This is a genomic window from Bacillus xiapuensis (assembly GCF_002797355.1).
Taxonomy (GTDB): Bacteria; Bacillota; Bacilli; order Bacillales; family Domibacillaceae; genus Bacillus_CE; species Bacillus_CE xiapuensis.
Map to the genome: position 1 here is coordinate 295615 of NZ_KZ454940.1, position 24410 is coordinate 320024.

The 24410-nt window shown below is 48.1% G+C and carries 22 protein-coding genes; 6 read left to right on the plus strand and 16 right to left on the minus strand.

All coding sequences use genetic code 11. The features are described from left to right. Positions 1 to 16: 16 nt before the first annotated feature. The 6 genes from flgK to CEF20_RS13145 all read right to left on the minus strand — a co-directional run bounded on the left by flgK (position 17) and on the right by CEF20_RS13145 (position 4871). On the minus strand, positions 17 to 1600 hold the full coding sequence (gene flgK, locus CEF20_RS13120; RefSeq protein ID WP_100332370.1) for a flagellar hook-associated protein FlgK: 1584 nt from the start codon (positions 1598 to 1600) through the stop codon (positions 17 to 19). A gap of 53 nt (positions 1601 to 1653) precedes the next feature. Then, positions 1654 to 2133 carry a flagellar protein FlgN gene (locus tag CEF20_RS13125; RefSeq protein WP_100332371.1) on the minus strand — a complete coding sequence of 160 codons (480 nt, stop codon included), beginning with the start codon at positions 2131 to 2133 and terminating at the stop codon, positions 1654 to 1656. A gap of 35 nt (positions 2134 to 2168) precedes the next feature. Next, positions 2169 to 2435: a flagellar biosynthesis anti-sigma factor FlgM gene (gene flgM, locus CEF20_RS13130; protein ID WP_100332372.1), complete on the minus strand. Its 267-nt coding sequence runs from the start codon at positions 2433 to 2435 to the stop codon at positions 2169 to 2171. Positions 2436 to 2571: 136 nt separating this feature from the next. Next, a complete protein-coding gene (locus tag CEF20_RS13135) occupies positions 2572 to 3000 on the minus strand; it encodes a TIGR03826 family flagellar region protein (RefSeq protein WP_100332373.1) in 429 nt (142 codons plus the stop codon). A gap of 39 nt (positions 3001 to 3039) precedes the next feature. Then, positions 3040 to 3744: a ComF family protein gene (locus CEF20_RS13140; RefSeq protein WP_100332374.1), complete on the minus strand. Its 705-nt coding sequence runs from the start codon at positions 3742 to 3744 to the stop codon at positions 3040 to 3042. Then, complete coding sequence (locus tag CEF20_RS13145) at positions 3741 to 4871, minus strand: ATP-dependent helicase ComFA (RefSeq protein WP_332849203.1); 1131 nt, start codon at positions 4869 to 4871, stop codon at positions 3741 to 3743. The genes CEF20_RS13140 and CEF20_RS13145 overlap by 4 nt, the downstream gene beginning before the upstream one ends. A 131-nt stretch (positions 4872 to 5002) precedes the next feature. Here CEF20_RS13145 and CEF20_RS17130 point away from each other — a divergent pair, with 131 nt between their 5' ends. Further along, positions 5003 to 5443: a hypothetical protein gene (locus CEF20_RS17130; protein WP_232713592.1), complete on the plus strand. Its 441-nt coding sequence runs from the start codon at positions 5003 to 5005 to the stop codon at positions 5441 to 5443. 12 nt (positions 5444 to 5455) lie between these two features. Here CEF20_RS17130 and CEF20_RS13155 read toward each other — a convergent pair whose 3' ends face one another. The 5 genes from CEF20_RS13155 to CEF20_RS13175 form a co-directional block, all read right to left on the minus strand. Then, the gene (locus CEF20_RS13155; protein ID WP_100332377.1) at positions 5456 to 6301 is read right to left on the minus strand and encodes a DegV family protein; all 846 of its coding nucleotides are present in this window, start codon (positions 6299 to 6301) and stop codon (positions 5456 to 5458) included. Between the two features lie 233 nt (positions 6302 to 6534). Next, the gene (locus CEF20_RS13160) at positions 6535 to 7020 is read right to left on the minus strand and encodes a hypothetical protein (protein ID WP_198508532.1); all 486 of its coding nucleotides are present in this window, start codon (positions 7018 to 7020) and stop codon (positions 6535 to 6537) included. Positions 7021 to 7173: 153 nt separating this feature from the next. Further along, positions 7174 to 7701, minus strand: coding sequence for a YybH family protein (locus CEF20_RS13165; protein WP_100332378.1), 528 nt, complete (start codon positions 7699 to 7701; stop codon positions 7174 to 7176). Positions 7702 to 7866: 165 nt separating this feature from the next. Further along, complete coding sequence (locus tag CEF20_RS13170; RefSeq protein ID WP_100332379.1) at positions 7867 to 8547, minus strand: response regulator; 681 nt, start codon at positions 8545 to 8547, stop codon at positions 7867 to 7869. Between the two features lie 13 nt (positions 8548 to 8560). Continuing rightward, complete coding sequence (locus CEF20_RS13175) at positions 8561 to 9727, minus strand: sensor histidine kinase (RefSeq protein ID WP_100332380.1); 1167 nt, start codon at positions 9725 to 9727, stop codon at positions 8561 to 8563. A 441-nt stretch (positions 9728 to 10168) separates the two neighbouring features. Between CEF20_RS13175 and CEF20_RS13185 the strand changes: the two genes are divergently transcribed. Then, complete coding sequence (locus tag CEF20_RS13185) at positions 10169 to 10807, plus strand: YigZ family protein (protein WP_100332382.1); 639 nt, start codon at positions 10169 to 10171, stop codon at positions 10805 to 10807. A gap of 159 nt (positions 10808 to 10966) precedes the next feature. Further along, positions 10967 to 11947 (plus strand): LCP family protein, encoded by a 981-nt coding sequence (locus CEF20_RS13190; protein ID WP_100332383.1) that lies wholly within the window; start codon positions 10967 to 10969, stop codon positions 11945 to 11947. 115 nt (positions 11948 to 12062) lie between these two features. Here CEF20_RS13190 and CEF20_RS13195 read toward each other — a convergent pair whose 3' ends face one another. Next, the gene (locus CEF20_RS13195) at positions 12063 to 13112 is read right to left on the minus strand and encodes a glycosyltransferase family 4 protein (RefSeq protein ID WP_100332384.1); all 1050 of its coding nucleotides are present in this window, start codon (positions 13110 to 13112) and stop codon (positions 12063 to 12065) included. Between the two features lie 355 nt (positions 13113 to 13467). Here CEF20_RS13195 and secA2 point away from each other — a divergent pair, with 355 nt between their 5' ends. Further along, positions 13468 to 15819, plus strand: a complete 2352-nt coding sequence (secA2, locus tag CEF20_RS13200) for an accessory Sec system translocase SecA2 (protein ID WP_100332385.1) — start codon at positions 13468 to 13470, stop codon at positions 15817 to 15819. A 5-nt stretch (positions 15820 to 15824) separates the two neighbouring features. Continuing rightward, positions 15825 to 16724, plus strand: a complete 900-nt coding sequence (locus CEF20_RS13205; RefSeq protein WP_100332386.1) for an accessory Sec system S-layer assembly protein — start codon at positions 15825 to 15827, stop codon at positions 16722 to 16724. A 544-nt stretch (positions 16725 to 17268) separates the two neighbouring features. On the opposite strand, the gene CEF20_RS13215 is transcribed toward CEF20_RS13205, so the two are convergent. From CEF20_RS13215 to CEF20_RS13230, 4 genes are all read right to left on the minus strand, one after another. Further along, positions 17269 to 19095: a peptidoglycan endopeptidase gene (locus CEF20_RS13215; protein WP_100332388.1), complete on the minus strand. Its 1827-nt coding sequence runs from the start codon at positions 19093 to 19095 to the stop codon at positions 17269 to 17271. Between the two features lie 134 nt (positions 19096 to 19229). Then, positions 19230 to 21242, minus strand: coding sequence for a penicillin-binding transpeptidase domain-containing protein (locus CEF20_RS13220; protein ID WP_100332389.1), 2013 nt, complete (start codon positions 21240 to 21242; stop codon positions 19230 to 19232). A 201-nt stretch (positions 21243 to 21443) separates the two neighbouring features. Next, positions 21444 to 21725: a hypothetical protein gene (locus CEF20_RS13225; RefSeq protein WP_100332390.1), complete on the minus strand. Its 282-nt coding sequence runs from the start codon at positions 21723 to 21725 to the stop codon at positions 21444 to 21446. Positions 21726 to 21775: 50 nt separating this feature from the next. Then, positions 21776 to 22987 (minus strand): MFS transporter, encoded by a 1212-nt coding sequence (locus CEF20_RS13230; RefSeq protein ID WP_100332391.1) that lies wholly within the window; start codon positions 22985 to 22987, stop codon positions 21776 to 21778. A 248-nt stretch (positions 22988 to 23235) separates the two neighbouring features. On the opposite strand from CEF20_RS13230, the gene CEF20_RS13235 reads away from it, so the two are divergent. Continuing rightward, complete coding sequence (locus CEF20_RS13235; protein WP_100332392.1) at positions 23236 to 24390, plus strand: MFS transporter; 1155 nt, start codon at positions 23236 to 23238, stop codon at positions 24388 to 24390. The last annotated feature ends 20 nt before the right edge of the window (positions 24391 to 24410 follow it).

Sequence of the window (24410 nt, forward strand, 5' to 3'; positions counted from 1 at the left end):
CACCTGCCTTTATGAATTATCTTCCTACAACGCCCATGCCATTAATAATTTTGTCAAGCATTTCATCAACGACCGTAATATTTCTGGCTGCGGCATTATAGGCATGCTGATATTTAATTAAATTCGTCATTTCTTCATCCAGCGATACCGAGCTGATGGACTGGCGGTTCGTTTCAATAGAGGCGGTCAATATCTTCGTGTCGCTTGCCAGCCGGTTGGCCTTTAAGGCCTCGACGCCGAGACGTCCGATCACGCCTTCAAAAAAGGTTTTGATCGAACCAGCTTCAACAGGCACACCGTCAGCTGCGGTTATCAAGTTGCTGGAAATCTTACCTAGCTCAATCGCGTTCTTTCCGTTTCCGCCATTGGATTTAATCGGCTGAACGGATAAATCGGCAGCTACTTGAGAGGCTGCAATATCCTCAGGATCAAGATCCTTCTGTATTGCAATGATTTTCGCGGCGTCTTTATAATTGTCTTTTGTCAGTCCACTTACGTCAAAAAACTCTTTCCCCTTTTGATCCTGATTCAGCCCGTACCCCTCTTTATGCTGGTTATTAAACATCGTCGCGAACGTATAGGCTAGCTTATCTAAATCATCCAGCATGCGAGGGTACAGACCTTTCACTTCTGATCCATCCTGGTAGCCGTACGCTTCAGCCATTGATCTCAGCTTACCTTGGGTAAAATCCTTTACGTCCAGCGCTGTATCGCCGACTTTAAAACCCGTGACCGCCCCGTCCGGCAAATCCGGCAGACCGTTGCTGTCGCTGTCAATTGCCGGCTTTTCGGACTGCACGCTGATTTGCTGGACATCCGTACCCGTGATTAATTTCACTTCCTGGCCATTGGCGTCAAGCATGGTGATATTATAGATGCCTTCGGCGATATCAAGCGCATGGCCGCCTGACCCGACCGTTTCCACTTGGATATTGACATGCTGGGATAATTGATCGACTAAGCGGTCGCGCTGATCATACAAGTCATTCGGCAAATAGCCATGCGGCTCTATTTCCCCGATTTGCCGATTTAAATCACTGATCTGATCAAGCAGGGAATTAATCTCCTTAATGTTCACGCTGATTTGATTGCCCAGGTCCTTTTGGACCGTCGAAAGCGAGCTGTGCAGATGTTCAAAGGTATCAATGACGGCCTCTCCCCGCTCCAGCACCACTTCTCGGGCGCCGATGTTCTCGGGATGAACGCTTAAGTCCTGAAGCGACTGCCAGAACTCTCCCATCACCGCGGAAAGACCGTTTTTGCTTGGTTCGTTCATGATATCTTCCATTTTGCTCAGCGATTCGGCGCGGGCTTGCCAGTATCCGAGTTTATTATTCTCTCCGCGGAACTGCATATCGATAAAATTATCTCTCACCCGCTGCACGGATCCCGCCTCGACACCAGTTCCCATTTGCCCGGGAATGCCCGGACGGTTCATGCCGATCGCCGGATAGGGCAGAGTCGTCTGGAAGTTAACCCGTTGGCGCGTGTATCCCGGCGTATTGGCGTTAGAGATATTGTGGCCTGTCGTATATAAAGCGCTTTGCTGTGTGAACATGGCGCGCTTTGCTGTTTCTAATCCAAAAAAAGTGGATCGCATGAATGTGCCTCCGTTTCTGTTTTGAAGGAACACGCGGCGGTGATCCTCATCGTTTATACTTGTGAGTCAAACATGGATTGCTTGTGCGGCTGCTGGCTTCGGTGTTTGGCCGGGTGGCTGTAGGTAGCCCGCTCCGGCTGCGGCTGCAAGAGTCCCATGCTCATATTGACAAACTGCAATGATTGATACACGAGCTGCTGGTTGAGCTCATTTTGCTCCTTCAGCTCTGTCACATACTGGAACAGGCCGCGCTGCAGCTCCTGCAGACGTTCCTGTTCGTCTGCCGGAGCCTGGCGGATGCAGTCAGAAAGCGTCGCATCTCCTCGGCCCGTCAGCTCCATCACTTGCTGCTTCCTTTGGCTTTCCATCGTCTGAATGGCCGCCACATACTTCTGCTCGTCCTTGAGCAATTGATCGAGTCCGTTCATATCATTCAGCTTAATTACTTCTGTTTTCTTCTCCGCTAACTGGAGGAGCCTTTCATGCAGGCGAACCATCTTATCGAGTGTTTCGATTAGCTTTTGTGCGGGCATGATCTCCCTCTGCTTTCTTTGCGGCAAGCCGCTGTTTATTTTCTAGTAAAAAAGTTCACAAGTCCTTTGGCGATCTGTTCCGGATTCGGCTTGTAATGTCCGGAGGCTACTTCCTGTTTCAAATCAGAAATCCTATCCCTGCGCTCCTGTAAAAGCTTTGATGCTTCCTGCATTTCTTTGGCCGCTGAAGAGATTTCCAGCTTATCGGCTGGCGCTCCGGAAGTTTTCTTCGCTTCCTCTTGTTTGTTAAGCTGCTTTTGATATGGATTCATTCCGGATACGCCTGTCTTTTGAATTTTCAACGCATATCCCTCACTTTCTTACGGACCGTTTTCTTATTTTTCATTTATATCGACCGTTTGCCAAAAAGTTTAAGTTCTTTTTCTAGGTTATTTGGCTCAATTAAGCCGGCCAACTTGCGCGTTTTCCGCCTTTAGGCTATTCCTTTGATGTATCTTGATTCATCGCGTAATAAGTGGTGATTCTCTCATTTTCCCGTTTTGCCTTTTCAAATTCTTCATTTTTTTCCGCCCGCTTGATATCCTCTTTTATCTCTTCTCGGCATTTAGCGCAGATCGTCCCTCTCGTAATCAGCGTTCCGCAGCGGTCGCACGGATAGCCCATATTCGGAAATTGGGCGGCATGAAGGCGGCCCTTCTTCATCCATTTGTAAAGCAATTTCTCCTCCACACCCGTCGCTTCCACAACACGTTCAATCGTCGCAGCACGGTTTTCGCGCTGCCGCAAAAATTTATAGACCTTCTCATACATTTGTTCTTCTTCTTTGGCACATTTGGCACACACATCGCGAAAGGCATTACTCATATACAGCTCACCGCAGCGCGGACAATTGGTAATTTCATTCATTTCGCTTTCCTCCCCAAGACATTCTTTCCTTTATTATAGTTAACCGCGGGATAGAGTAAAGGAATAAATGTCCTTTGCGCCCGCTCCCTTCAACAATTTAGCCGCCTGCCTGACCGTGGAGCCTGTAGTATATATATCGTCGACTATCACGATCGTTTGATTGCTCCACTCCTTTTTTTCGATCAGGCTAAACACTTGCTTCCTCTGCATCCGCTCGGCCCGGGATTTCTTGGCCTGCTTTTCAGCATGCATGCGCTGCAAGATATCCGTCACGCCAAGGCCCGCTTCCTCCGCTAATGCCTTCGCCTGATTGAATCCTCGTTCCCTCAGCCGCTCTTCACTCAGCGGGATCACCGTCAGCACATCATACTCCAGCTGCTGGAGGGTCCGCTTGATCTCCTTCGAAAAACAACGCGCCAGCACATAATCCCCGCGGTATTTAAAACGGCTGATCCACGCCTGCATCGCCTCGTTATAAGTAAACAGAGAAAGATTTCCGGAAAGCACGCCGCGGTAGTCGGGGTCCTGCTCCCAGCGCAAGCAATCGCAGCAGCACCCTTCCTCCACATGCGCTGCATCCAGACTTTCCAGCGGGCGCGAACACTTCTGGCATCTCTCTCCTTCAATTGGCTGAAATCTTGACAGGCAGCGCCCGCAAAGCTCTTCCGCCTCCTGCACTAAGAAGAACTGCCGCCAATTCAGCAGCGCGGCTTGTTCTTGGCCGCAAAGCAAACAGCGCTTCATCCGTCAATCAGTCCCCTTTCCCGCCCTTGCTTATTCATCATTTCGATATGGGCGATTGCCCGCGTCATCGCTCTCGTCCGTCCAAAGTGAAAGAAGGTTACCTCGCCATGCGGAAAATCGGCGCTTCGGCCGGCGCGCCCGGCAATTTGTACGAGCGCGCTTTCTGTGAAAATATCCTCTTCTGCGCCGATGACGGCGACATCCGCATTGGGGAACGTAACCCCCCGCTCCAAAATGGTCGTGGTCAATAGCAGCACCAGCTCCTGCTGGCGCATGCGCATGATCTTTTGCTGACGGTCCGGATCTTCCGCATGGACGGAGGCAGTGCGGGGTTCCAGCCTTTGAATTAGCGGCAGCGCTTGCTGCATTTCATCAATATGAGGAAAAAACAGCAGGGCTTGCTTTTTCTGCGCCAGCCGAATCGCGAGCCAATCAGCCACTCTGGAGGGCAACTTGCCTTTTTGCAGGGCTTTTGGCCAGCGGCCGCACCATGCCATCTGCGGCACTGGTAGCGGATGACGGTGGAAACGGGCGGGAATTTTCACATGCTTTCTGCGCTCCGAACGGCATTCTTCCTGCCAGCGGCGCGTGGGTGTGGCGGTTAGGTAAATGAGGGAAGATCGGGGCTTGCGGGCTTTTTCCGCCGCGAATTGCAGCGGCTGATCGCAAGAATAAGGAAAGGCATCTACTTCATCTACTATCATGACATCGAACGCTTCCTGAAAACGGAACAGCTGATGGGTCGTGGAGACGGTGAGCGGACTGTATTTGTGACGATCGGGGCTGCCGCCGTACAATGCGGCAATATCCAATCCCGGAAACACGCGTTCAAGCCGCGGTGCCAGCTCCAAGACGACATCCGTTCTCGGCGCGGCAATGCAGACCCGCTCTTTTCTTTGCAGCGCTTCAGCTATCCCTTGAAACAGCACCTCAGTTTTGCCGGCTCCGCATACAGCCCAGACGAGCAGCTCGTCTTGCTGTGCCATCGCTTTCCTTACTGCCGCGGAAGCAGCTTGCTGCCCCTGTGATAGCTTTCCGTTCCAGCACAGCGTTCCATCGCCTTCCAGCTCCGGCTCAGGGCCCGCCCAGCGAACGATCTTGGAACATTCGGATACGCGCCCCATCATAAGACAATGGCGGCAATATGCGCAGCAGCGCCCGCAGCGCGCGCACGGAAAAGAAGCAAAGAACTCCGGGTGTTGATTGCCGCACCGGAAGCAGCGGTACTTATCGTTTTCTTTGAATACACCTTGGTGAAATGTTAAAGGGAGGGAATCAAGAGGAAAGGGGATTTCTTCTTCGAGCAGGGATCGCCCCGAAAGAAAGAGGGCTTGAGGAGAATTCATGTCATCCGCTCCTTATCATCGTTATAGGCCTTACACATCCTAGTTTAATACAAGCGCTTCGTCCTGTCATTGCATGGGAGAATCACGGGGCTCTATATTTTTCGACAAGAGAGGAGAGAGGGCCGGTGACTGGCCAAAAAACGAAAGAAGCCGCTTCCTTATCGGAGAACAGCCTCTTGTTGATCCCGCATGTAAGATGCCGCAAGAATCCCCCTTCAAAAATGGAGCGGGAGAACTCGGCTCCAAAACGCCCCACTCATTCAGACCTTCATGACGCAGGGAAAAAGGCGCTGCAACAGGACGCTGGGATGGAACTTCTTTACAGCAGCGGAAGCGGAAAAAACACTGGTTGAAGATGCACTTTATCAAGGCTTCTTCATCCAGCCCATGCCGATCGCTCCTTCGCCCAGATGAGTGCCGATGACCGGACCGAAATAGCCCAGGCTGAATTCAGCCTGCGGAAAACGCTGCTGCAATTCCTCCTTCCACTGCTGAACATGGGCCTCGCGGTTGGCATGAATGATCACGACAGAAAGCGGATCACCTTTTTGATAATCTTCTTCGAAAAGCTCAACAATGCGCTTTAACGCTTTTTTACTCGTACGGATTTTTTCAAAAGGCACGATCTTCTTATCAGCAAAATGAAGCAGCGGCTTCACCTGCAACAGCCCGCCGATGAGTGCCTGAGCCCCGTTTAAGCGGCCGCCCCTCTTCAAGTGTTGTAGGTCGTCCACCATAAAGTAAGCTCTAGTGGAGGCCTTCATCATTTCCAGCTCAGCGATGATTTCTTCCGGATCCCGCCCTTGCTGCGCAAGCTCAGCGGCTCTCAAGGCATAAAATCCTTGAGGGCCGCAGCTGATTTCCGAGTCGAACGAATACACCCGTAAGCCTTCTACCATCTCACCTGCCTGAATGGAGGTCTGATAGGTTCCGCTGATGCCGCTGGAAAGATAAATGCCAACCACCGCATCATATTCCTTCGCCAGCTGTTCATACAGCTGAACAAAATGACCGATCGGCGGCTGCGACGTAGTCGGAAGCTTTTCTCCGGCGCGCACTTCCTCATAAAACTCGCCAGCGGTCAGATCCACCTCTTCCCGATATGTCTCTTCTCCTACAATCACACTTAATGGGATCATATGTATATGGAACTGATCGCGCAATTTCTTCGGAAGATAAGCCGTACTATCCGTTATAATGGCCGTTTTCATAAAGATACCTGCCTTGTTTATATATTTAACTGAATGCTAATGTTCTTTTTATTTTATAAGAAATCCGGCGCTTTTGCATCATTTTCATAGAAAAAAAGAAAAGTCACCGTGTGCACGATAAATCACTAAAAGCTGAGAAAGATCTTTAAGCATCAGGACATGGCGCCCATTAGAAAAAGAGGCCAGAAAACCAATTAAAACCGGCTTCCTGACCCCCTTTTTCAGGATCGGACTTACCTTTTAATTAATGCTGCTGTCAAGGTGACCGGACCGTTTAAATATACTTCGTCGCCGTCTGGCCTTACTGTGACCGTGTATGTGACGTTGCGGTCATTTTCAGCGATTTCATCCACGTGAGCAAGAGGAGCGACGATTTGGTCGCCATCATTTTCTCCGTCGATATCGATCCGGGCTAAATAAATTTCCTGGCCTGGAATGATGACAGGCGGTGTTCCCTTGTAAACTCTCATTTCAATTTCCCGCGGGTCGTTATCATCGTTATCTAAGCCAAATACCCCATTAAGCCACACAAGATCGCCGGCTTTCACTTGCTCTACAGTGACGGATGCTACGGTTGTTTCAGTGTTTACTGGCAATTCAAAGCGGTTGTCAACAGAAACGTTAGGTGTTAAAGTGTAAAACTCAAAATCTGCGAAACTTGCTCTTCTTTTGTGATCCTCTTTATCTTTATGATGCTTGTGGCAGTAGTTGTTCCCCATTTATCTCACCTCCTTACACTTCTATTAAATGAAGGTGGGACGCATTTGGCAGGGGATACTAGTTTACTAGGTGCAAAATGTTTGATTGTCCATTCCTAAAGAGGAGATAAAAAAAGAAACAACCGCCCTAGCGGGAGCAGTTGCTGACAGCTCTTATTGCATGGCGGATAGCGCTGTTTGCTTCCACCCATCCTTTTCTTTCTTAAATTGCATGATTTGCCGCGACTGATTCTCGACTGCCCGTCCAGACGATGCATCCTTCGTTGTGGATTTCATCACGATAAAGAAATGGGCCTCTTTTGCTTTGTCGTCATATTTAATAATTTTCGTCTGCTGCGGCTCCATCTTCATATCAAAAGCCTCAAACCGCTTCTTCACAAACTGCCGCTCTTCCTCGAGATCCCTAGTCTGTGGGGAAATGGTGTTCATATAAGCCTCCAAATCCTTCGCGTTAAATGCCGCCACATGCTTTTGAAATGCGGCCATTAATTCCTTCTTCACTTCAGGCGGAAGATTTGCCGCTTCTTCAATCGGCTTTCTCACCGTTTGCTTTGCCGCGCTCTCCTTCGTCTCCTTAGACTCCTCAGACAGCTTAGTCTCTTTCTGCTGGTCTGCATTGTCTCCGCAGCCGGTAAGCAAAAGGCCGGCCAGCAAAGCGAACCTGAGCTTATGCGTCTTCATCTGTTTCCACGTCCTTTCTGTATCCTTATTGTATGCTAAACAGAATTCGTTTCTCAACTGCCCTACGCCGAAGCAGCTGAAGCGTTTCCATCATTAAAAAAGGAGACCGTCTGAAAGAGACGGCCTCCAATAGGAAACGCATTGCCTATTCGGCAGATACCCCGGCTACCGAACCTCTACCCAGCCCTTCTTAATGGCGGTGACGACGGCTTGAGTGCGGTCATTCACGTTCATTTTTTGCAGGATGTTGCTGACGTGGTTCTTTACCGTTTTTTCACTGATATACAGCGCTTCGCCGATGCCTCTGTTGCTTTTGCCATCCGCAAGCAGCTGAAGCACCTCGCATTCGCGGCGCGTCAGCAAGTGAAGCGGGCGGCGCACCTCCGTTTGCTGGAACCCTTTGCCGCTGCCCTCATCATTGGCTAAACGGCGATAATCTTCAATCAAGTTATGCGTCACGCGGGGATGCAAGTAGGAACCGCCGGCAGAGACGACATTTACTGCTTCAATCAAAGCATCGGCATCCATTTCTTTCAGCAAATAGCCCATTGCTCCAGACTTGAGCGCATGCGTAACATAATTCTCATCATCATGAATGCTTAAAATGATCACCTTCGTATCAGGGAATCGGTCAACGAGCCCGCGGGTGGCCTCCACTCCGTTTACTTCAGGCATATTGATATCCATTAGGACGACATCCGGACGGTGTTTTTCAATCAGTTGAACCGCTTCGCTGCCGTCGTCTCCTTCCGCTACTACTTCGAAGGAATCTTCAAACTCTAAAATTCGCTTGACCCCTTCCCGAAATAATTGATGATCGTCTATTATGACAATTTTCGTAGACATTCGTTCTCCTCCCTTAGTTCAACGTCTTCTCTATAATGGGAACGGTAATCATGACTAAAGTTCCGTCGCCCGGTTTGGAGTGAATGGACATATCTCCCTCCAGCAGCTCCAGCCGCTCCTTCATGCCCATGATTCCAAATGATCCCGTTTTCTTCTCTTTCACATTAAATCCTTTGCCGTTGTCCTTAATGACAGCCAGCACATTATGTTTATTGATTTCAAGTTTCACTGTAATAGCCGTAGCTTCCGCATGCTTCAATGCGTTTTGTACTGATTCCTGTATGAGCCGGAATAAAGCCACTTCCAATTTAGAAGAAAGCCGCTTTTCTTCCCCTATATTTGCAAAGGTAATCTTCGTCGATTTATTCAAGGATTGTACATATTCCTCCACCGTTGCCAAATACTTCTTCAGCGTAGGAACCAACCCGAGATCATCTAAGGCCATTGGGCGCAGGTCATAAATAATCCGCCGCACTTCATACAAAGCCGAACGAACCATTTCCTTCAAACTGCGGATCTCTTCAAACGCATCCTCCACTTGCCGCTCTTTGTACAGCTTCTCAATTAAATCAGAGCGGAGAAGGACATTCGCCATCATTTGCGCAGGTCCGTCATGGATTTCCCGCGACAGGCGTTTTCGTTCCTCTTCCTGAGCTTCCATAATCTGAAGGCCGAACTCCTGCTTCATACGCGCATCCTCTAGAACTTCACCAATCTGCTTGATATCTTGGCTCAAATAATTCAGCACAACGGACACCTGAGAAGCGAGATGCTCCGCCCGGTCGATCGTCATTTCCACCGATTTCAGGCGCCGCTCCAGGTCATTCCTCTTCTCTAACAGCCGCTTTTCATTTTGTCTCGATACAAGCAATTTCACCGTTAACTCATGAGCCTTCTCGTAAGCTTCACGCACCGCTTCTTCAGAATATGTATGAAAATGTTTGCTCACTTCCGATAAGCGCTTCCTTGCCAGCTTCACGCTGACTTCCAAACCATCCTGTTCAGTAATGATCTGATGTACTTGATGGCGGATCGAGTTGAGCTCGGCAAGCAGCGTTTCATACTCACTTCGGCTTTGTTCCGCAATCGCAAAGATTTCACCCTTACTTTGATCAACGGTCACTATCATCTTTTCTAAAATGGTATCTAAAAGTGAGATGTTCGCATTTTTAATCGCCATTAGGTAATCCCTTTCTCGACAATCCTATTTTACCTGCATCCGCCCTATTTCACTAGGAAAGCCGCATCATTGATTCATTTTTCCCCTAAAAGACTTAGGAAAACAAAAGCGAAACAGGCAAATTTAGGCCTAAAGTATTTACTGCCATGCATCTCCTTGGCGGATCTTCCAATCATCTCGATTCATTTTTGTATGTATTCACAAAACAAAATCACAGAAAATCTGCCCAGTCTGACCTTTACATTATACCATGACAGCTTTTCCAATAAATTAAAGTTTATTTACTATTGTATTAAAAGTATTTCTTTTTTTCCTTATTTAAAAACCAATGACTTTTTTCTTTTTCATTTTTTATATATTATAAGAACTGCCTTTACCCGTTTATCTGCTCAATGAAACTTCGAAACACAAATTCAGAACTAGTTATTGGAGGAAGCTGCCTTGTTATCCCAATATTATACCGTTAAAGGCTATGGAGAAAATGAAATAGTTATTCAAAAGTCACGATTTATTGCCTATATCAGCCGAGCCGAGACCGAGGAAGAGGCTCAGCAATTTATCGCCGATATAAAGAAAAAGCATTGGAACGCCACCCATAACTGCTCCGCTTATATGGTCGGCGAAAGGAACCAGATTCAAAAAGCAAACGATGATGGAGAACCGAGCGGCACAGCCGGAATCCCAATGCTTGAGGTGCTGAAAAAACGCAACCTGAAAGATACCGTCGTCGTGGTCACCCGCTACTTCGGCGGCATCAAGCTTGGCGCTGGCGGCTTGATCCGCGCTTACGGGAGAGCGACCTCAGAAGGGCTGAATGCTGTCGGCATCGTAGAACGCAAGCTGATGCAAATCATGAAAACAAAGATTGACTACAGCTGGCTTGGAAAAATTGAAAATGAAATTCGTTCATCGGTTTACACATTGAAGGATATCCATTATGCAGATGTTGTCGAAGTGGAAACCTTTGTCGAAGAAAGCCAGAAAGCGGCTTTTGAGCAGTGGATGATCGAGCTGACGAATGGCCAAGCCATCATCCGGGAGGGGGATGTTCTCTATCAGGAGCGGCTCGTTCAAAAGTAATCGGACCTAAGCAAAAGAAGTCCGTTCTATGAAAAAAAAATTTACTGCTGAATCATTTCGTAGTAAAATGAGGCTTAGCTTATTTTGTAGTAAAATGAGCTTTTTTGTTGATTAGAATACAGGACACGGAAACACTAATTATTGAAGGAGCTAAGTGACATGCCATCTGATAGACAGCGTATGCAAAAGCGCAAAAGGCATAAACGGAGACGACGCCTGATGCTGTTTTTTATTACGCCCCTGTTGTTTTTAACGTTTACGGCCGCTGGTTACGGTGCCTTTTTGTATAAAAAGGCGGAATCCATCTTTACTAACTCATATGCAGATGACGGAAGAAGCAAATCCGCCCTTCGAAATGCGAAAGTCCACCCGCTCAAGGATAATATTTCGATTCTCTTTATCGGGATTGACGAAAGTGAACAGCGTGATTTCGGAGACCAAACGCGTTCAGACGCCCTCATGCTGGCTACGTTAAACGCCAAGGATAAATCCATCAAACTGCTGAGCATTCCCCGTGATTCTTACGTGTATGTTCCAGAGGTAGAATATAAAACAAAAATTAACCATGCGCATGCTTACGGAGGGGCAAAGGCCACCATTGAAACAGTCGAAGAGCTGCTGGAAGTCCCTGTCGATTATTATGTGCGCATGAACTTCTACGCCTTTATGGATGTCGTCGATGCACTCGGCGGCGTGACATATGACGTGCCTTACGAATTGTATGAAAAGAATTCCAAGGATGCTCACAATGCCATTCACCTTAAGCCGGGCAAACAAACGTTAAGTGGCGAAGAAGCGCTTGCTCTCGCCCGCACGCGCAAGCTAGACAGCGATATCGAACGCGGCAAGCGTCAGCAGGAGCTGTTGAAAGCCGTCACCAGAAAAGCAATTTCCGTGAATTCGATTTCAAAATATGATGAAATTCTTGAAGCGGTCGGCTCCAATATGAAAACCAATATGACATTTGGTGAAATGAAGGCCCTGATCAAATACGGAAACTCTGGCAAACTCAAATTCGAAACTCTGACTCTGGCAGGCCAAGACGGCAGAATGGAGAACGGAGCGTATATTTATGAACTGGATGAAGTAGAGCTGGAGGTCATTAAGCGCAAGCTGTCCCGGCATCTGGATCTGCCTTAAAAAGTCCCGCTTGTTATCCTCATTTAAAAAGTCCGCATCCTCAGCTGAGGATGCGGACTTTTTTGATAGAAGAAGCAGCTCCCTTACCTTGAGGAACTGGCTCGTTACATATTGATTAATTTTTTTTGGCGCGAACTCTCATGAATTTGATAAGCGGCTTATAGTTAGAGCTAACAAGCCCGACGCTCTCCACAAATAATTCGATGGCAATAACAAGCACGCCAATTAAGATAATGGCTCCCCAAAGTGTCGCTTTCGTAAAAATAACGGCTGCTAGCCCAAACATTGAGGCAATTGCGTAAATAATCAGCACGGTCTGTTTATGAGTGAATCCCAAGCGCAGCAGACAATGGTGAAGATGGGACTTATCCGGAGCTGAAAGCGGCTGCTTGTTTACCTTTCTGCGAACGATTGCAAAGAACGTATCCGTAATCGGCACCCCTAGAATAATAATCGGAATGATTAGTGAAACGACCGTAATGTTTTTAAATCCAAGCAATGCAAGAACCGAGATAATATATCCGAGAAACAAAGCGCCGGTATCGCCCATAAAGATCTTGGCCGGGTGGAAGTTATAACGCAAAAAGCCAAGTGTGCTTCCTAATACAATCAGCGCTACGCTCATCACGTACACGTCGCCTTTCATAAAGGCCACCAGGCTGATCGTCAGCAAGGCGATCGAAGAAACTCCAGCGGCTAATCCATCGAGGCCGTCAATTAAATTAATGGCATTGGTGATGCCCACAATCCATAGAATGGTTAAAGGAATGCTGAGATAACCAAACTCCATCTGACCGCCGAACGGCAAATTGATAAATTCCACTTGCACTCCGCCATAGACCACAACGATGAGCGCAGCCAGCACTTGTCCGGCCAGCTTGACTTTCGCTGATAGCTCAAAGCGGTCATCCAACACGCCCGTCAGGATAATGATGATGCTCCCCACGATAATCGCTGCGTTAAATTCCGCATAGGGCTGGAGAATAAGCATGCCGATGATAAAGCTGAAAAAAATCGCTAATCCACCCATGCGCGGCATAATTTTCTGGTGTACTTTACGATAATTCGGTTTATCCACTGCTCCTACAGCAATCGCCAGTTTTTTCACAAGCGGCGTGATCAAAAGCGATGCTATTAAACAGATCACAAAGGCAAGGGCAACCATGTAGTACCTCCTTAAAAATGTACGAGACGATTAATTTATTAGCTTATACCATTGATTTCATATTTATTATGCAGAGCTGAAAGAGAATTTTGCATATTGCCTTCCACTACATATTCTCTCACAAACCGCTTCAATTTCAATATTATAAAGGCAAATTCTTTTTAGTTCCATACAAAATAGTTAAAAAGACGGTTATTTTTCTTTTTCCTGACTAGGAAAAGTTAAACCTTTCCTCCCTCTTGTTTATTTTTACATAAGGATGGATAGGATAGTCAATTTGTGCTTCTTTTGGTAAGATAAAATAATGATTCACATTATTTCATAAGTCATTATCTCCAAGGGAGCGTTCACATATATGATTTCGTTTTTCAAAAAATTAAGTGATTCAAATGATCAGCGCTTAAAAAAGTACTATAAGCTTGTCGAACAGATCAATGCTTTGGAACCCGCTTTTGAGAAATTGTCAGATAAAGAGTTAAGAGAAAAAACCGAGTCCTTTAAAGCGCGGCTGGCGAATGGCCAGACGATGGATGATGTGAAGGCGGAGGCCTTCGCCGTCGTCCGCGAGGCTTCTAAACGTGTGCTTGGGATGCGGCATTATGACGTGCAATTAATCGGAGGACTGGTCCTGACCGAAGCAAACATTGCCGAAATGCCTACCGGAGAAGGCAAAACGCTTGTGGCTTCCTTGCCGAGCTATTTGCGCGCCCTTGAAGGGAAAGGTGTTCATGTCATTACCGTCAACGACTACTTAGCCAAGCGCGACTGCGAAACAATCGGTCCGCTCCACCAGTTTCTCGGACTTACTGTCGGGTTAAACCTCCCGCTAATGGATCAGGCTGAGAAGCAAGCGGCTTATCAAGCGGACATCACGTACGGGGTCGGCACGGAATTCGGCTTCGATTATTTGCGAGACAATATGGTCTGGCACTCCAACCAGCGCGTGCAGCGCCCCTACCATTTCGCGATTATTGATGAAGTGGACAGCGTGCTGATTGACGAAGCGAAAACCCCGTTAATTATTGCCGGAAAGATGGCGGCAAGCGCCGACCTCCATGTGCTTGGCTCCCGCCTCGCCAAGCGCTTTGTGGAGAAGGAGGATTATACGCTGGATCCGGAAACCAAAGCCGTCAGCCTGACAGACCAAGGCATTGAAAAAGTCGAAAAAGCCTTCGGCGTCGATAATCTTTATGAGCTGGAGCATCAAGTATTATATCATTATATGATTCAAGCTGTGCGGGCTCATGTGATGTTTACCCGCGATGTGGATTACATCGTCAAAGACGGCAAGGTCTTGCTCGTAGATATCTTCACCGGCCGGACGATGGAAGGCCGCACATTAAGTGACGGACTGCATCAAGCAATCGAGGCGAAAGAAGGCCTGGAAATCACAGAGGAAAATAAAACACAGGCGTCGATCACAATTCAAAACTATTTCCGGATGTATCCGCATCTTTCCGGCATGACAGGAACCGCCAAAACAGAAGAAAAAGAATTTCAGCAAGTCTATAATATGAAAGTCATCCAGGTTCCGACCAACCGCCCGAAGCAGCGGGTGGATATGCCGGATCGCATTTTTGCGACAACCGACCAAAAATATCGGGCGGTCACTGCCGAGGTCAAGAAAAGACATGAAACGGGACAGCCCGTGCTTGTTGGCACCACCTCCATTCTGCAGTCAGAAAAGGTGGCGGATTACTTTGCCAAAGCCGGTCTCTCTTATGAATTGCTGAACGCTAAGAGCGTCGAGCAGGAAGTCGAACTTATCTCCAAAGCAGGACAAGCCGGACAAATTACGATTGCCACCAATATGGCCGGCCGCGGAACGGACATTCTATTAGGCGAGGGCGTCGCAGAGCTTGGCGGGCTTCACGTCATCGGAACTGAACGCCACGAAAGCCGCCGAGTGGACAACCAGCTGAAAGGACGCTCCGGCCGTCAAGGAGACCCCGGCTCAAGCCAGTTCTTTATTTCTTTAGAAGATGAGATGTTCCGCCGCTTCGCAAGAGATGAACTGGAAAAGCTGTCGAAGAAGCTGCAAACGGATGAAAACGGACAGGTAACGAATAAGAAAATACATGAATTTGTCGATCGTGTGCAGCGCATCGTTGAAGGCGCTCATTTCTCTATGAGAGAATATAACCTGAAGCTCGATGATGTCATTAATGAGCAGCGCAGCATTATCTTTACATTAAGAAATCAAATCATCGATCAAGAAGAGCATATTGAGCGCTTCCTCGATATGATGCAGCAAGCCAGCCATGATGAAATTGACTTCATTTGTACGGACGAGCTGCTACCTGAAGAGTGGGATATGAACCGGTTAACCGCTTCTGTACGTGCGATATTAGGCGGCCGGCCGATTGAGTTCCCGCAGGATATTACCAGTGTGAAAGAAATGCATGCGATCGTGGAGAAGGAGCAAAGCCGCTATTCCGATGAATTAAAGGAGCAGCAGCAGCCGGAGTGGAATGATCTTCTCAAGCGCATTATGCTCTCCACCATCGACCGCTTATGGGTCAGCCATTTAGAAAATATGACCAGATTAAAAGAAGGCATCGGCCTTCGCTATTATCAGCAGGAAGATCCGATGAGGGTATACGCACGCGAAGGGCTGCAGCTGTTTACGGCTATGCATCACCAATTGCAGAAAGATGTCGCCGTTCAATTTGGCGCTCTCGTTCAAGAACTAACTAAAAAGGAGTAGGTCTAATGCTATCTTTTTTCAAAAAGAAAAAGAAGGATACAAACAGCTTGAAAACCGATGGCCAGGAAAGCGCCGTTCATTCCAGTAAGCTGACAGGTGAGAACGCGCAGGAAAGCACGGAAGAAGTCCAAACGGAGCTTTCCATCCATCCGGCCGCTGCTATACCGAAAGAGCAAATGTACGTTTTACGTTTTCTCCATAACGAACTGCCGCCGCTAAAAGCCAATCAGCTGTCCTTGTCGGGCATTGAGTGGGACGAACAGCCTCACGGACTAGCCGTTTCCGCCTTCGTCCGCAACTCGGTCAACAAGGCGATTCAGCTTGGCGAGGTTCGGCTCATTTTGCTCAATCAAACAAAGCAGGTGAAGGCCAAGCATACGTTTAACATGAAGGAGCTCGGAGACATTCCTGCTAAAAGCAGCCGGCCATGGACCTTTATCTTCCCGGCTGAGACAGTCCGCCCGGCCACCGTTCTCGAAAAGGAAAACTGGACGCTCGCTTTTGACTTATCCTCCACAGAGCATCAGCTGGATCTAGCGGATGCTTGGGAGCAAGCTCTCCCTGAAGCGGAAAAGCAGAAGTTAAAAGAAATAGTCAAGAAGCTCGGCGCCCCTAATCAAGACGAATTAAACTTTACCGGCCTGCAAGCGAAGCGCTCAGAAGATGGAAAACTACGCTTCACCTTGCTGATTCGCAACGGCTATGACAAGAACATTCAAATCGAACAACTGCCGCTGCAAGTGCTGGACAATAAGAAGCAAGTCATCGCTGAAGGCCAATTTAACCTCGATAACTTGGAAGTAAAAGCGAACACGACGAAACCGTGGACATTTATCTTTCAAAAAGAATTAGTGAAGCAGGAGCAGCCGGATCTATCCAGTTGGACCGTTCAGGTTAAACAATAAACCTGCTTCACAAACAACAAAAGCGTATCCGGAATGGCCGGATACGCTTTTGTTCTATTCTCAGCACTGGATTTACCGCTGGAACCAACTTAACCGTCAGAAAGTCTCCTCACTTCATCCAGCCCAATCCATGTTTTTTCACCCACGCAGCTAGTATACTCTAAGATAATGAGGATCAGGGACAAATTTCCATCATAACCTACTGACACTTTCTTTTGGTTAACTTCCTTTATAAGGAAATGAATTAGAGCTGTCTTTGTAATTCCCATGGCCTAGTAGAATCACTTATTCTGAGATTAGGGCTAGTCTAAGCCTACAATCTGCACAGCTAATTTTCATTGAATATAAGAGAAAAAGCATTTGCTTTTAAAAAACAAAAGCAAATGCTTCCTGGCCATCACCAACCGTGCCACTCTATCATCGATAACTTACAAAACGGAAAACTATACCTTTATTGTATCATATCCACTCATTTTCACAATAAATATTTTCATTGAATACCCTATTCCTGCGCGCAGGATAGAGAATGAGCAGATAACTGCGGTTAATAGAACCTTTTGAAACTGTCAAAGCGCTGCTTGAAATACGAATTATCCAAGCTGGTAATGGTAATTCCGTGAGAGGAGCTTGCTTGAATGAATTGGTTGCCGCCAATATAGATCCCCATGTGAGAAATGCCCCTCTTGTATGTATTGACAAAAAAGACCAAATCGCCCGGCTGCGGTTTGTTCACGTAATAGGAGCGGCTGTAATAGCCATCCGTGTTCGTCCGCGGAATTTTCTTGCCTGTCTGGTTAAAGACGTAATAAATAAAACCGCTGCAATCAAAGCCGCTCGGCTTACTGCCTCCCCAAACGTAAGGAGTCCCCATATGCTTCTTCGCTTCCGCTAATAAACGCGAAACCGAGAAAGACGAAGGCGCTTGGCTCGGCGGCGTCACGGATGACTTCGGAGATGGGCTGGCGGTGCCGCGGACCTTCAGCTTCTGACCCACATAAATCAAATCGGACCGCAATCCATTCAGCTGTTTCAGCTCTGCCACGCTTAACCGGTAACGGCTGGCGATTGCCCCCAGTGTATCCCCGCTCTTTACCGCATATGTATGTACGGATGGCGCAGCCGGCTTTGGAGCTGGCTTTGCCGGTGCTGGTGCGTTGCCTCTCGTTTGACCGCTCACTTTGAGCTTTTGGCCGGCAACAATCAGATCGGACCGCAAACCGTTCAGCTGCTTCAGCTTTGTCACGCTCATGTTATATCGGCTGGCGATTTTGCTTAACGAATCGCCGCTTTGCACGATATACATGCCCGAACGAGCGGATGGCTTAGGAGCCGGTTTTCTGGAAGGAGCCGGGGGTTTAGCCGCGGGTTTCCCTCCTACTCTCAGCTTTTGGCCCGGAAAAATCAAATCGGAGGTTAAACCGTTTAATTGCTTTAGCTTCGCTACGCTCAGACGATGCAAGCTGGCGATTTTGCTTAACGAGTCGCCTCCCTTCACCATATAAGCAGCAGAAGGGGCTGGCCTCACCGGCGAGCGCTTTGCTGCAGGCGGCGTCACGGGAGATGGCTTTCCGCTGACTTTCAGCTTTTGTCCGGCATAAATAAAATGAGAATTCAGCCCATTAAGCTTTTGCAATTGAGTAACTGTGGTATGGTAAGCTCTCGCAATCGCGCTCAGCGAATCACCGCTTTGAACCACGTACGTTTTCGCTGAAACCGCCGCTCGGCTCGGACTTTGTTTCACAGCCGCTGTGCCGCGAACTTTCAGCTTCTGACCAGGATAAATATTGTAATTATTCAAGTGGTTCAATGCTTGCAACTGGGAAACGCTCATTCGATGTCTTTTGGCAATGCTAAATAGAGTGTCGCCGCTGCGAACGGTATAGACTCCAGCGGCTGAGGCGCTTGCCGCTTGTTCATGATAAATGGACGCCTGCTTAGCGGGCGCCCCAGCAGCAGGCGTCCGGCTTGGAGCGGGAGATACCCGCGCTTCGTTCACAACCGCCAGCTTCTGGCCAATCTGAAGCGTCTCGCTGGATAAGCGATTCAGCTCTTTCAGCTGCCCGACCTCCATTTGATAAAGCTTGGCAATAGCATACAGCGTCTCCCCTGCTTTTACCGTGTGCCATGAACTCGCGGCAGGAGGAGGTGCTTCCTGCTCTTCCCCGATTCGCAGTGTCTGATTGACACGCACTTGATCACTCTCAAGCTGATTTAAGCTTTTGATCACATCTGCGCGGGTCTGATATTCCTTGGCGATGCTTTCTAACGTTTCTCCCGGCTTGACGACGTGATTTTCGGCCGCTTCTGCTCCTGCGGCAGCCCCGGCTGATATCACGGCTGCTGTCGATAAGGTAAACAGAGTTTTTTTCATCTCAACTCTCCTTTAATGTGACATAAAAAGCCCACTTTTTTACCCTTACTATCGGCTATTTCTCAGAAAGTTTTAGCGATTTCTGACTGTTTCTGCACAAAAGAAGACCGCCTGTATAAGACGGCCTTCAGCAGTTATTGAGCTTTGCGCCATTCGCTAAATGTGCGCTGGACTGCTTCTAAGGAAGCGCGGGTTCCTCCCTGGCCGTTCACTCCTTCAATCATGAATGCCAGTACAAAAGCAGGACTGTTCTGATCGTAGGCCACAAACAAGCCATTTTCTTTTCCTTTCGTTCCTTGAGTTTTCTTCAATTCAGCTGTTCCCGTCTTGCCGGCAAGCGCCAGTCCCGGCGTGTCTGCGGTTTGGGCTGTTCCTTTTTGAACAACAAGCCGAAGATCGCGCTGAAGGGTTTTGGCATCAGCAGGAGACATGAGATCTTTCTTCCACACTTCGGGCTTTTTTCCCGCAGATAGCTGCGGCTTCATCATAGTGCCGTTGTTGACGATGGCGCTGTATGCCGAAGCGAGATGAAGCATGCTCGAAAGAACCTCCCCCTGTCCGTAGCCCGTATCGCTGAGCAGCAGCTCTTCCTCTAATGTGCCGCTGTTGGAAATTTGCGAAGAGCGAATCGGATAGGCAAATGGCAGCTTTTCCCCAAATCCGAATGCTTTCATTCCATTCGCCAGCTGTTCTCCTCCCAATTCTAAAGCGGTTTGGGCAAAGTAAATATTATCCGAGTGAACGAGCGCATCCTGTAAAGAAACCGGATGGCCAATGTCTTTCACCCGGGTGACGCGGTAATTCCCCCAAGAAGCATCCTTCTGCCAGCGCAGCCCTTGAATGTCGCGCGTTTGTTCCGGTTCGATCACTTTTGCCTTTAAGGCGATTGCAGCGGTTAGCGGCTTAATCGTTGAACCTGGTGAATAGGTGGCCGCAAAGCGGTTGAGAAGCGGCTTTTTCGGATCGCTCTCTAATTGCTGGTAACGGCTGGATGAGACACCGAGCACAAACTCGTTCGGATCAAATGCCGGAGAGCTGGCCAGCGCCAGCACTTCCCCTGTTTTCGGTTCAACGGCCGCCGCTGTTCCCGGCGCTCCCTGTAATTGCTGGTAAATGATCTTTTGCAATTCAGCATCAATAGCGACTTTAACATCTTTTCCGTTCTTTGCAGGGGTCTCAGCGAGCATCACCGGCTCAGCTTTCTCCTTCTCGATCCATATCCGTTTTCCGTCCTCTTCTCTCAGCTGCTCCTCCAGCAGCTGTTCCAGGCCGCGCTTGCCGATCTGATCTTCGGCGCTGTAGCCTTTTCTTTTTAGCTTCTTCAGCTCTTCCCCGGTAATGCGGCCAATATAGCCGGTTAAATGACCAAGCGCTTCTTTATAGGGATACTCCCGAATCTGAATCTCCTCTAAGGTCGCTTCAGGTATCTCTTGAACTTGAGCGATCTTTTCCCGCTGATCGCGCGACAATGTCTTCAGCGGGACGAAATAACCGGGCTGGACCCAGCTCTGCTGCAGCTGCTCGTCGATGAAGTCTGGCGTGATGCCGAGAAGCTCTGCCAGCCGCTTCTTGACAGCCGGCTGGTGATTGATCTCACCTGCCTTAACTCCGGCGCGATAGCCATTGCCATTTATCGCTAAAGAATTCCCATGACGGTCAAAGATCTGGCCGCGCGTTCCTTCCAGCGTTTCCAGCCAAATCTTATCCCCTTCCTCCATCTCAGGAAAAATATACGAAGCATCCCAATCGACAAACCAATTCTCTCCTTTTTCTGTCTCCTCCCGTTTGAGCACGGCTTTCTTTTCAAAACGGATCGGGCCAGCTGATGTATCCATTTCCACTTTCACCGGAAATTCAGCACGCTTTTCTTGCTGCTCCGGCTGTTCTTTCGGTTCCGCGAGGGAAACCTTGAGATTCTCTATTTCCAAATCATCATAAATGGTTTGATAACGATCAGCGTATTCTTCTTTTTTCACTCGTTCCTTAACGTCTTCAGACAAGTACTTTTTATACATCTGATCAAATTTCTGCTCGTTCCACAGCTTCACATATTCCTGAAGTCTCTCTTTCGGCTCCGGCGTCCGGTTGCAGGCAGCCAGACTCCATACTAAAAGGACGAATCCAGCAAGATATAACAGTTTGCGCATGCTCTCCCTCCAATAGTCAGATTCGCTTTATTATACCAGAACTTTGCCGCTGCTTTTCTTTATACTTTTTTCGCTCGACACGATTCGCGGTCTGCCTGCTTTAATTAGCGGGCGGTTTCTGCAAAAATACGGGTTTATTTTGCAAAATACGGGCGAACAGCTGCATAAAAAAAGCGCCCCGAAATGGAGCACTGTTTTCCATTAATTGTCCCGAAAGGCATCGAAAATAAGAATAAAAGCGGTGACGACATGCATCGCCCAGCCAAGAAACGGAATCCAGGCGATCAAAGAGGTGATGATGCCGAAAATGCTGCCGAGGCTGCTTCTTCCTGATTTAATGGAAAGAAGCAAGGTTATAATATGCAGGACGGCCATAATTCCAAGCGGCATCCATAAATTCCCGATAACGATCGAACCTCCAACCAAAGGGATCGCCAGTATGGCTTCCAGGCCGCCGGTGATCCATTTCATTACAGTGGTCATGTAATCTCTCTCCTTTTTTCTTATTCTTACGTGCAGGAAAACAAAAGGTTTCAATTTTCGGCTTTTTTTCCTGAGAGCCGAATCCAAAGTATGGATGGAATTAGCATCAGACTAAGCAGAGCAACGCCAATCCAGCCAATAGCCTCCCAAATAAAGGCCGTCAAGGTGCCGCCGATGGCTACACCTAAATAGTAGCTGAATAAATAAAAGCTCGAAGCTCCCCCTTTATGATGAGTGGCCCGCTCATTGACGATCGCTGTCATTAAGGAATGGACAACGAAAAATCCCAAACAGGTGATCACCAAACCGATGACAATCCACACACCCGACGGAGACAGCGTCATTACCGCCCCGCCGATAAAGAACAGCGACCCTACCGTCAATATTCTAGTTTTTGCAAAAAACTGCGAAAGCTTGCCGGCAAGTGCCGAACCGACGATCCCGGCAATATACGCTAAATAAATAAAGGAAATGGTCTTGAGTGACCAGCCAAACGGCTCGCCATGCAAATAAAACGGCATGTACGTCCAGACGCCGGTAAAGGCGATTTGCAGCATGATTCCTGATAAAAACAGCGGAAGCAGGCGCACATCGCGCATATGCCGAACCATGCCCCGAATATCCTCCTTCAGCGTTCTTTGGCTCGGCTTAAAAAAGCGTGAAGGAGAAATCCACCAGATATAGCAGATGAATAAAACCGTCTCCGCTGCGAGCAAGCTGTACAGCGCTGCATGCCAGCCGGCTTCATCTGCTAAATAGCCGATGAAGACCCGCCCAAGCATGCCGCCTAATCCATTCGAGGCAATATAGAGCATAATGCCTAAACCCACACTTTTGCGCTCGACTTCTTCCGATACATAGGCAATCGCCGCTGCCGGAATGGCCGCTAGAAAGAAGCCTTGAATCATTCTTAATACAAGCAGGGAAGCAAAGGAAGGCAACAGCGGCATCAGCCCAATCGGAATGATCGAACAGACTAAGCCGATGTCCATAATCCTCCTGCGGCCGATCCGGTCGGAATACAGCCCAAATACTAATAAGCCCGCCATTAATGCAAGCACTGACAGCGAAAGCGACAAGCTCGCTTCAGCCGATGAAATGGCAAAGTCGCGCACGAACATCGGCATGACCGGCTGAACAAAATACAAATTGGCATAGGTAATCATGGAAGCGCAAACGAGCGACCCCATCATTCGCCAAAATGCTTTATCTTTCGTGGAATATTTTTCTCTCGCTCTTTCTTTGGTTGCCATGAAACTCATTGAGACAAACTCCCTCCTCTCCTGGCAGTAAAGAAGCGCTGGATGGGCATCAAGCGCCCTGTCTTTATGTAATTGTCCCCATTGATGGATTCATAGCTTACGACCATTATCATAGCATAATGGCAGCTGTTTTTTTTCAAGCGTTTGATTCTTCTCATGACAGTGATCCGGTATTTCGCTATAATGAAGGATCGAAGCACTTCTTTTATCTAGACACTGTATAAATTTAACTTGTGAGGTTTTCATTCATGCAAAAAGCGCAATCTTGGTTGTCCTTAAATTTTTTCACTTTTTTCTTTACATGGGGAATTTTCATGCCCTACTGGACCGCTTGGCTGATTTCTGAGAAAGGGCTAACAGTAGAGTCCGCCAGCACGGTCATCGCAGCTGGTCTGCTCGTGCGTTCCTTTTCGACATTCTTCATCTTTCCTTCTTTAAGCCATAAATTCCCGATCGGCACACTCATCAAGCTCATAGCAGTATGTAGTCTGGGGCTCCTTTATTTATTTATCCCATTTGACTCTTTTTATGCCATGATTATCGCCATGTCGATATTTAGTCTTGTCTACCCGCTTATGATGCCGATGACCGAAAGCATCGGCTCGATTATGATGCATAGCGATCACATTGATTATGGAAAGAGCCGCTTATGGGGATCGCTTGGCTATACCGTTAGCTTGCTGGTCCTAGGGGCTGTCACGGCCTATTACGGAGAAGCTTCTATCATATATGCCATGTTCGCCGGCTGCGTTCTCATGGTAATTGCCGCCTTTTACTATACGCCGGATTCTTTGAAAACAAAGACAGAGTCAGCCGAGATGCCGCTAAGATCCCTGCTGAAATCTAAGCGCTTCATCACAGCCATGGTGATCTGCATTCTAATCCAAGGGTCACATGCGGCTTACAACAGTTACGGCTTTATTTATTTGCAGCATTTAGGTGTCAGCAATACATGGAGCGGCGTCATATTGAACGTGGCTGTACTGGCGGAAATTATCTTTTTCGCGAAAGCGGATACCATGATGAAGAATGTGCGAATCTCTTCCATGTTTCTCGGTGCGGCCATCGCCTCCATTATTCGCTGGACGCTTTTATTCCTGTTCCCAAATGTATGGATATACCTGTTTACACAGCTGCTACACTCCTTAACATTCGGTCTGGCGCATTATGCGTTTATCCGCCTGTTATACCAAGAATTTTCCACGCAGGAAATTCCCGCTGCCCAAGGTATATACGCTTCACTCGGCATGGGACTCAGCACGGCAGTCCTGACCTTTGCCGGCGGCTATTTGTATAAAGAAAGTCCAGGACTGGCCTTTCTTGGAATGGCGGTTGTCATTGTTCCTGCGGTATTCTTAAGCCTGTTCATGAAAAGGCGCTACGAATCACAAGCGGCAAACTAACTGAAACTTTCAGCTTTTAA

Coding starts and splice junctions, on each gene's coding strand:
- flgK (WP_100332370.1), bottom strand. CDS start 1,600: ATGCGATCCACTTTTTTTGGATTAGAAACAGCAAAGCGCGCCATGTTC.
- CEF20_RS13125 (WP_100332371.1), bottom strand. CDS start 2,133: ATGCCCGCACAAAAGCTAATCGAAACACTCGATAAGATGGTTCGCCTG.
- CEF20_RS13135 (WP_100332373.1), bottom strand. CDS start 3,000: ATGAATGAAATTACCAATTGTCCGCGCTGCGGTGAGCTGTATATGAGT.
- CEF20_RS13140 (WP_100332374.1), bottom strand. CDS start 3,744: ATGAAGCGCTGTTTGCTTTGCGGCCAAGAACAAGCCGCGCTGCTGAAT.
- CEF20_RS13145 (WP_332849203.1), bottom strand. CDS start 4,871: ATGATGGGGCGCGTATCCGAATGTTCCAAGATCGTTCGCTGGGCGGGC.
- CEF20_RS17130 (WP_232713592.1), top strand. CDS start 5,003: ATGTTAAAGGGAGGGAATCAAGAGGAAAGGGGATTTCTTCTTCGAGCA.
- CEF20_RS13155 (WP_100332377.1), bottom strand. CDS start 6,301: ATGAAAACGGCCATTATAACGGATAGTACGGCTTATCTTCCGAAGAAA.
- CEF20_RS13160 (WP_198508532.1), bottom strand. CDS start 7,020: ATGGGGAACAACTACTGCCACAAGCATCATAAAGATAAAGAGGATCAC.
- CEF20_RS13165 (WP_100332378.1), bottom strand. CDS start 7,701: ATGAAGACGCATAAGCTCAGGTTCGCTTTGCTGGCCGGCCTTTTGCTT.
- CEF20_RS13170 (WP_100332379.1), bottom strand. CDS start 8,547: ATGTCTACGAAAATTGTCATAATAGACGATCATCAATTATTTCGGGAA.
- CEF20_RS13175 (WP_100332380.1), bottom strand. CDS start 9,727: ATGGCGATTAAAAATGCGAACATCTCACTTTTAGATACCATTTTAGAA.
- CEF20_RS13190 (WP_100332383.1), top strand. CDS start 10,967: ATGCCATCTGATAGACAGCGTATGCAAAAGCGCAAAAGGCATAAACGG.
- CEF20_RS13195 (WP_100332384.1), bottom strand. CDS start 13,112: ATGGTTGCCCTTGCCTTTGTGATCTGTTTAATAGCATCGCTTTTGATC.
- secA2 (WP_100332385.1), top strand. CDS start 13,468: ATGATTTCGTTTTTCAAAAAATTAAGTGATTCAAATGATCAGCGCTTA.
- CEF20_RS13205 (WP_100332386.1), top strand. CDS start 15,825: ATGCTATCTTTTTTCAAAAAGAAAAAGAAGGATACAAACAGCTTGAAA.
- CEF20_RS13215 (WP_100332388.1), bottom strand. CDS start 19,095: ATGAAAAAAACTCTGTTTACCTTATCGACAGCAGCCGTGATATCAGCC.
- CEF20_RS13220 (WP_100332389.1), bottom strand. CDS start 21,242: ATGCGCAAACTGTTATATCTTGCTGGATTCGTCCTTTTAGTATGGAGT.
- CEF20_RS13225 (WP_100332390.1), bottom strand. CDS start 21,725: ATGACCACTGTAATGAAATGGATCACCGGCGGCCTGGAAGCCATACTG.
- CEF20_RS13230 (WP_100332391.1), bottom strand. CDS start 22,987: ATGAGTTTCATGGCAACCAAAGAAAGAGCGAGAGAAAAATATTCCACG.
- CEF20_RS13235 (WP_100332392.1), top strand. CDS start 23,236: ATGCAAAAAGCGCAATCTTGGTTGTCCTTAAATTTTTTCACTTTTTTC.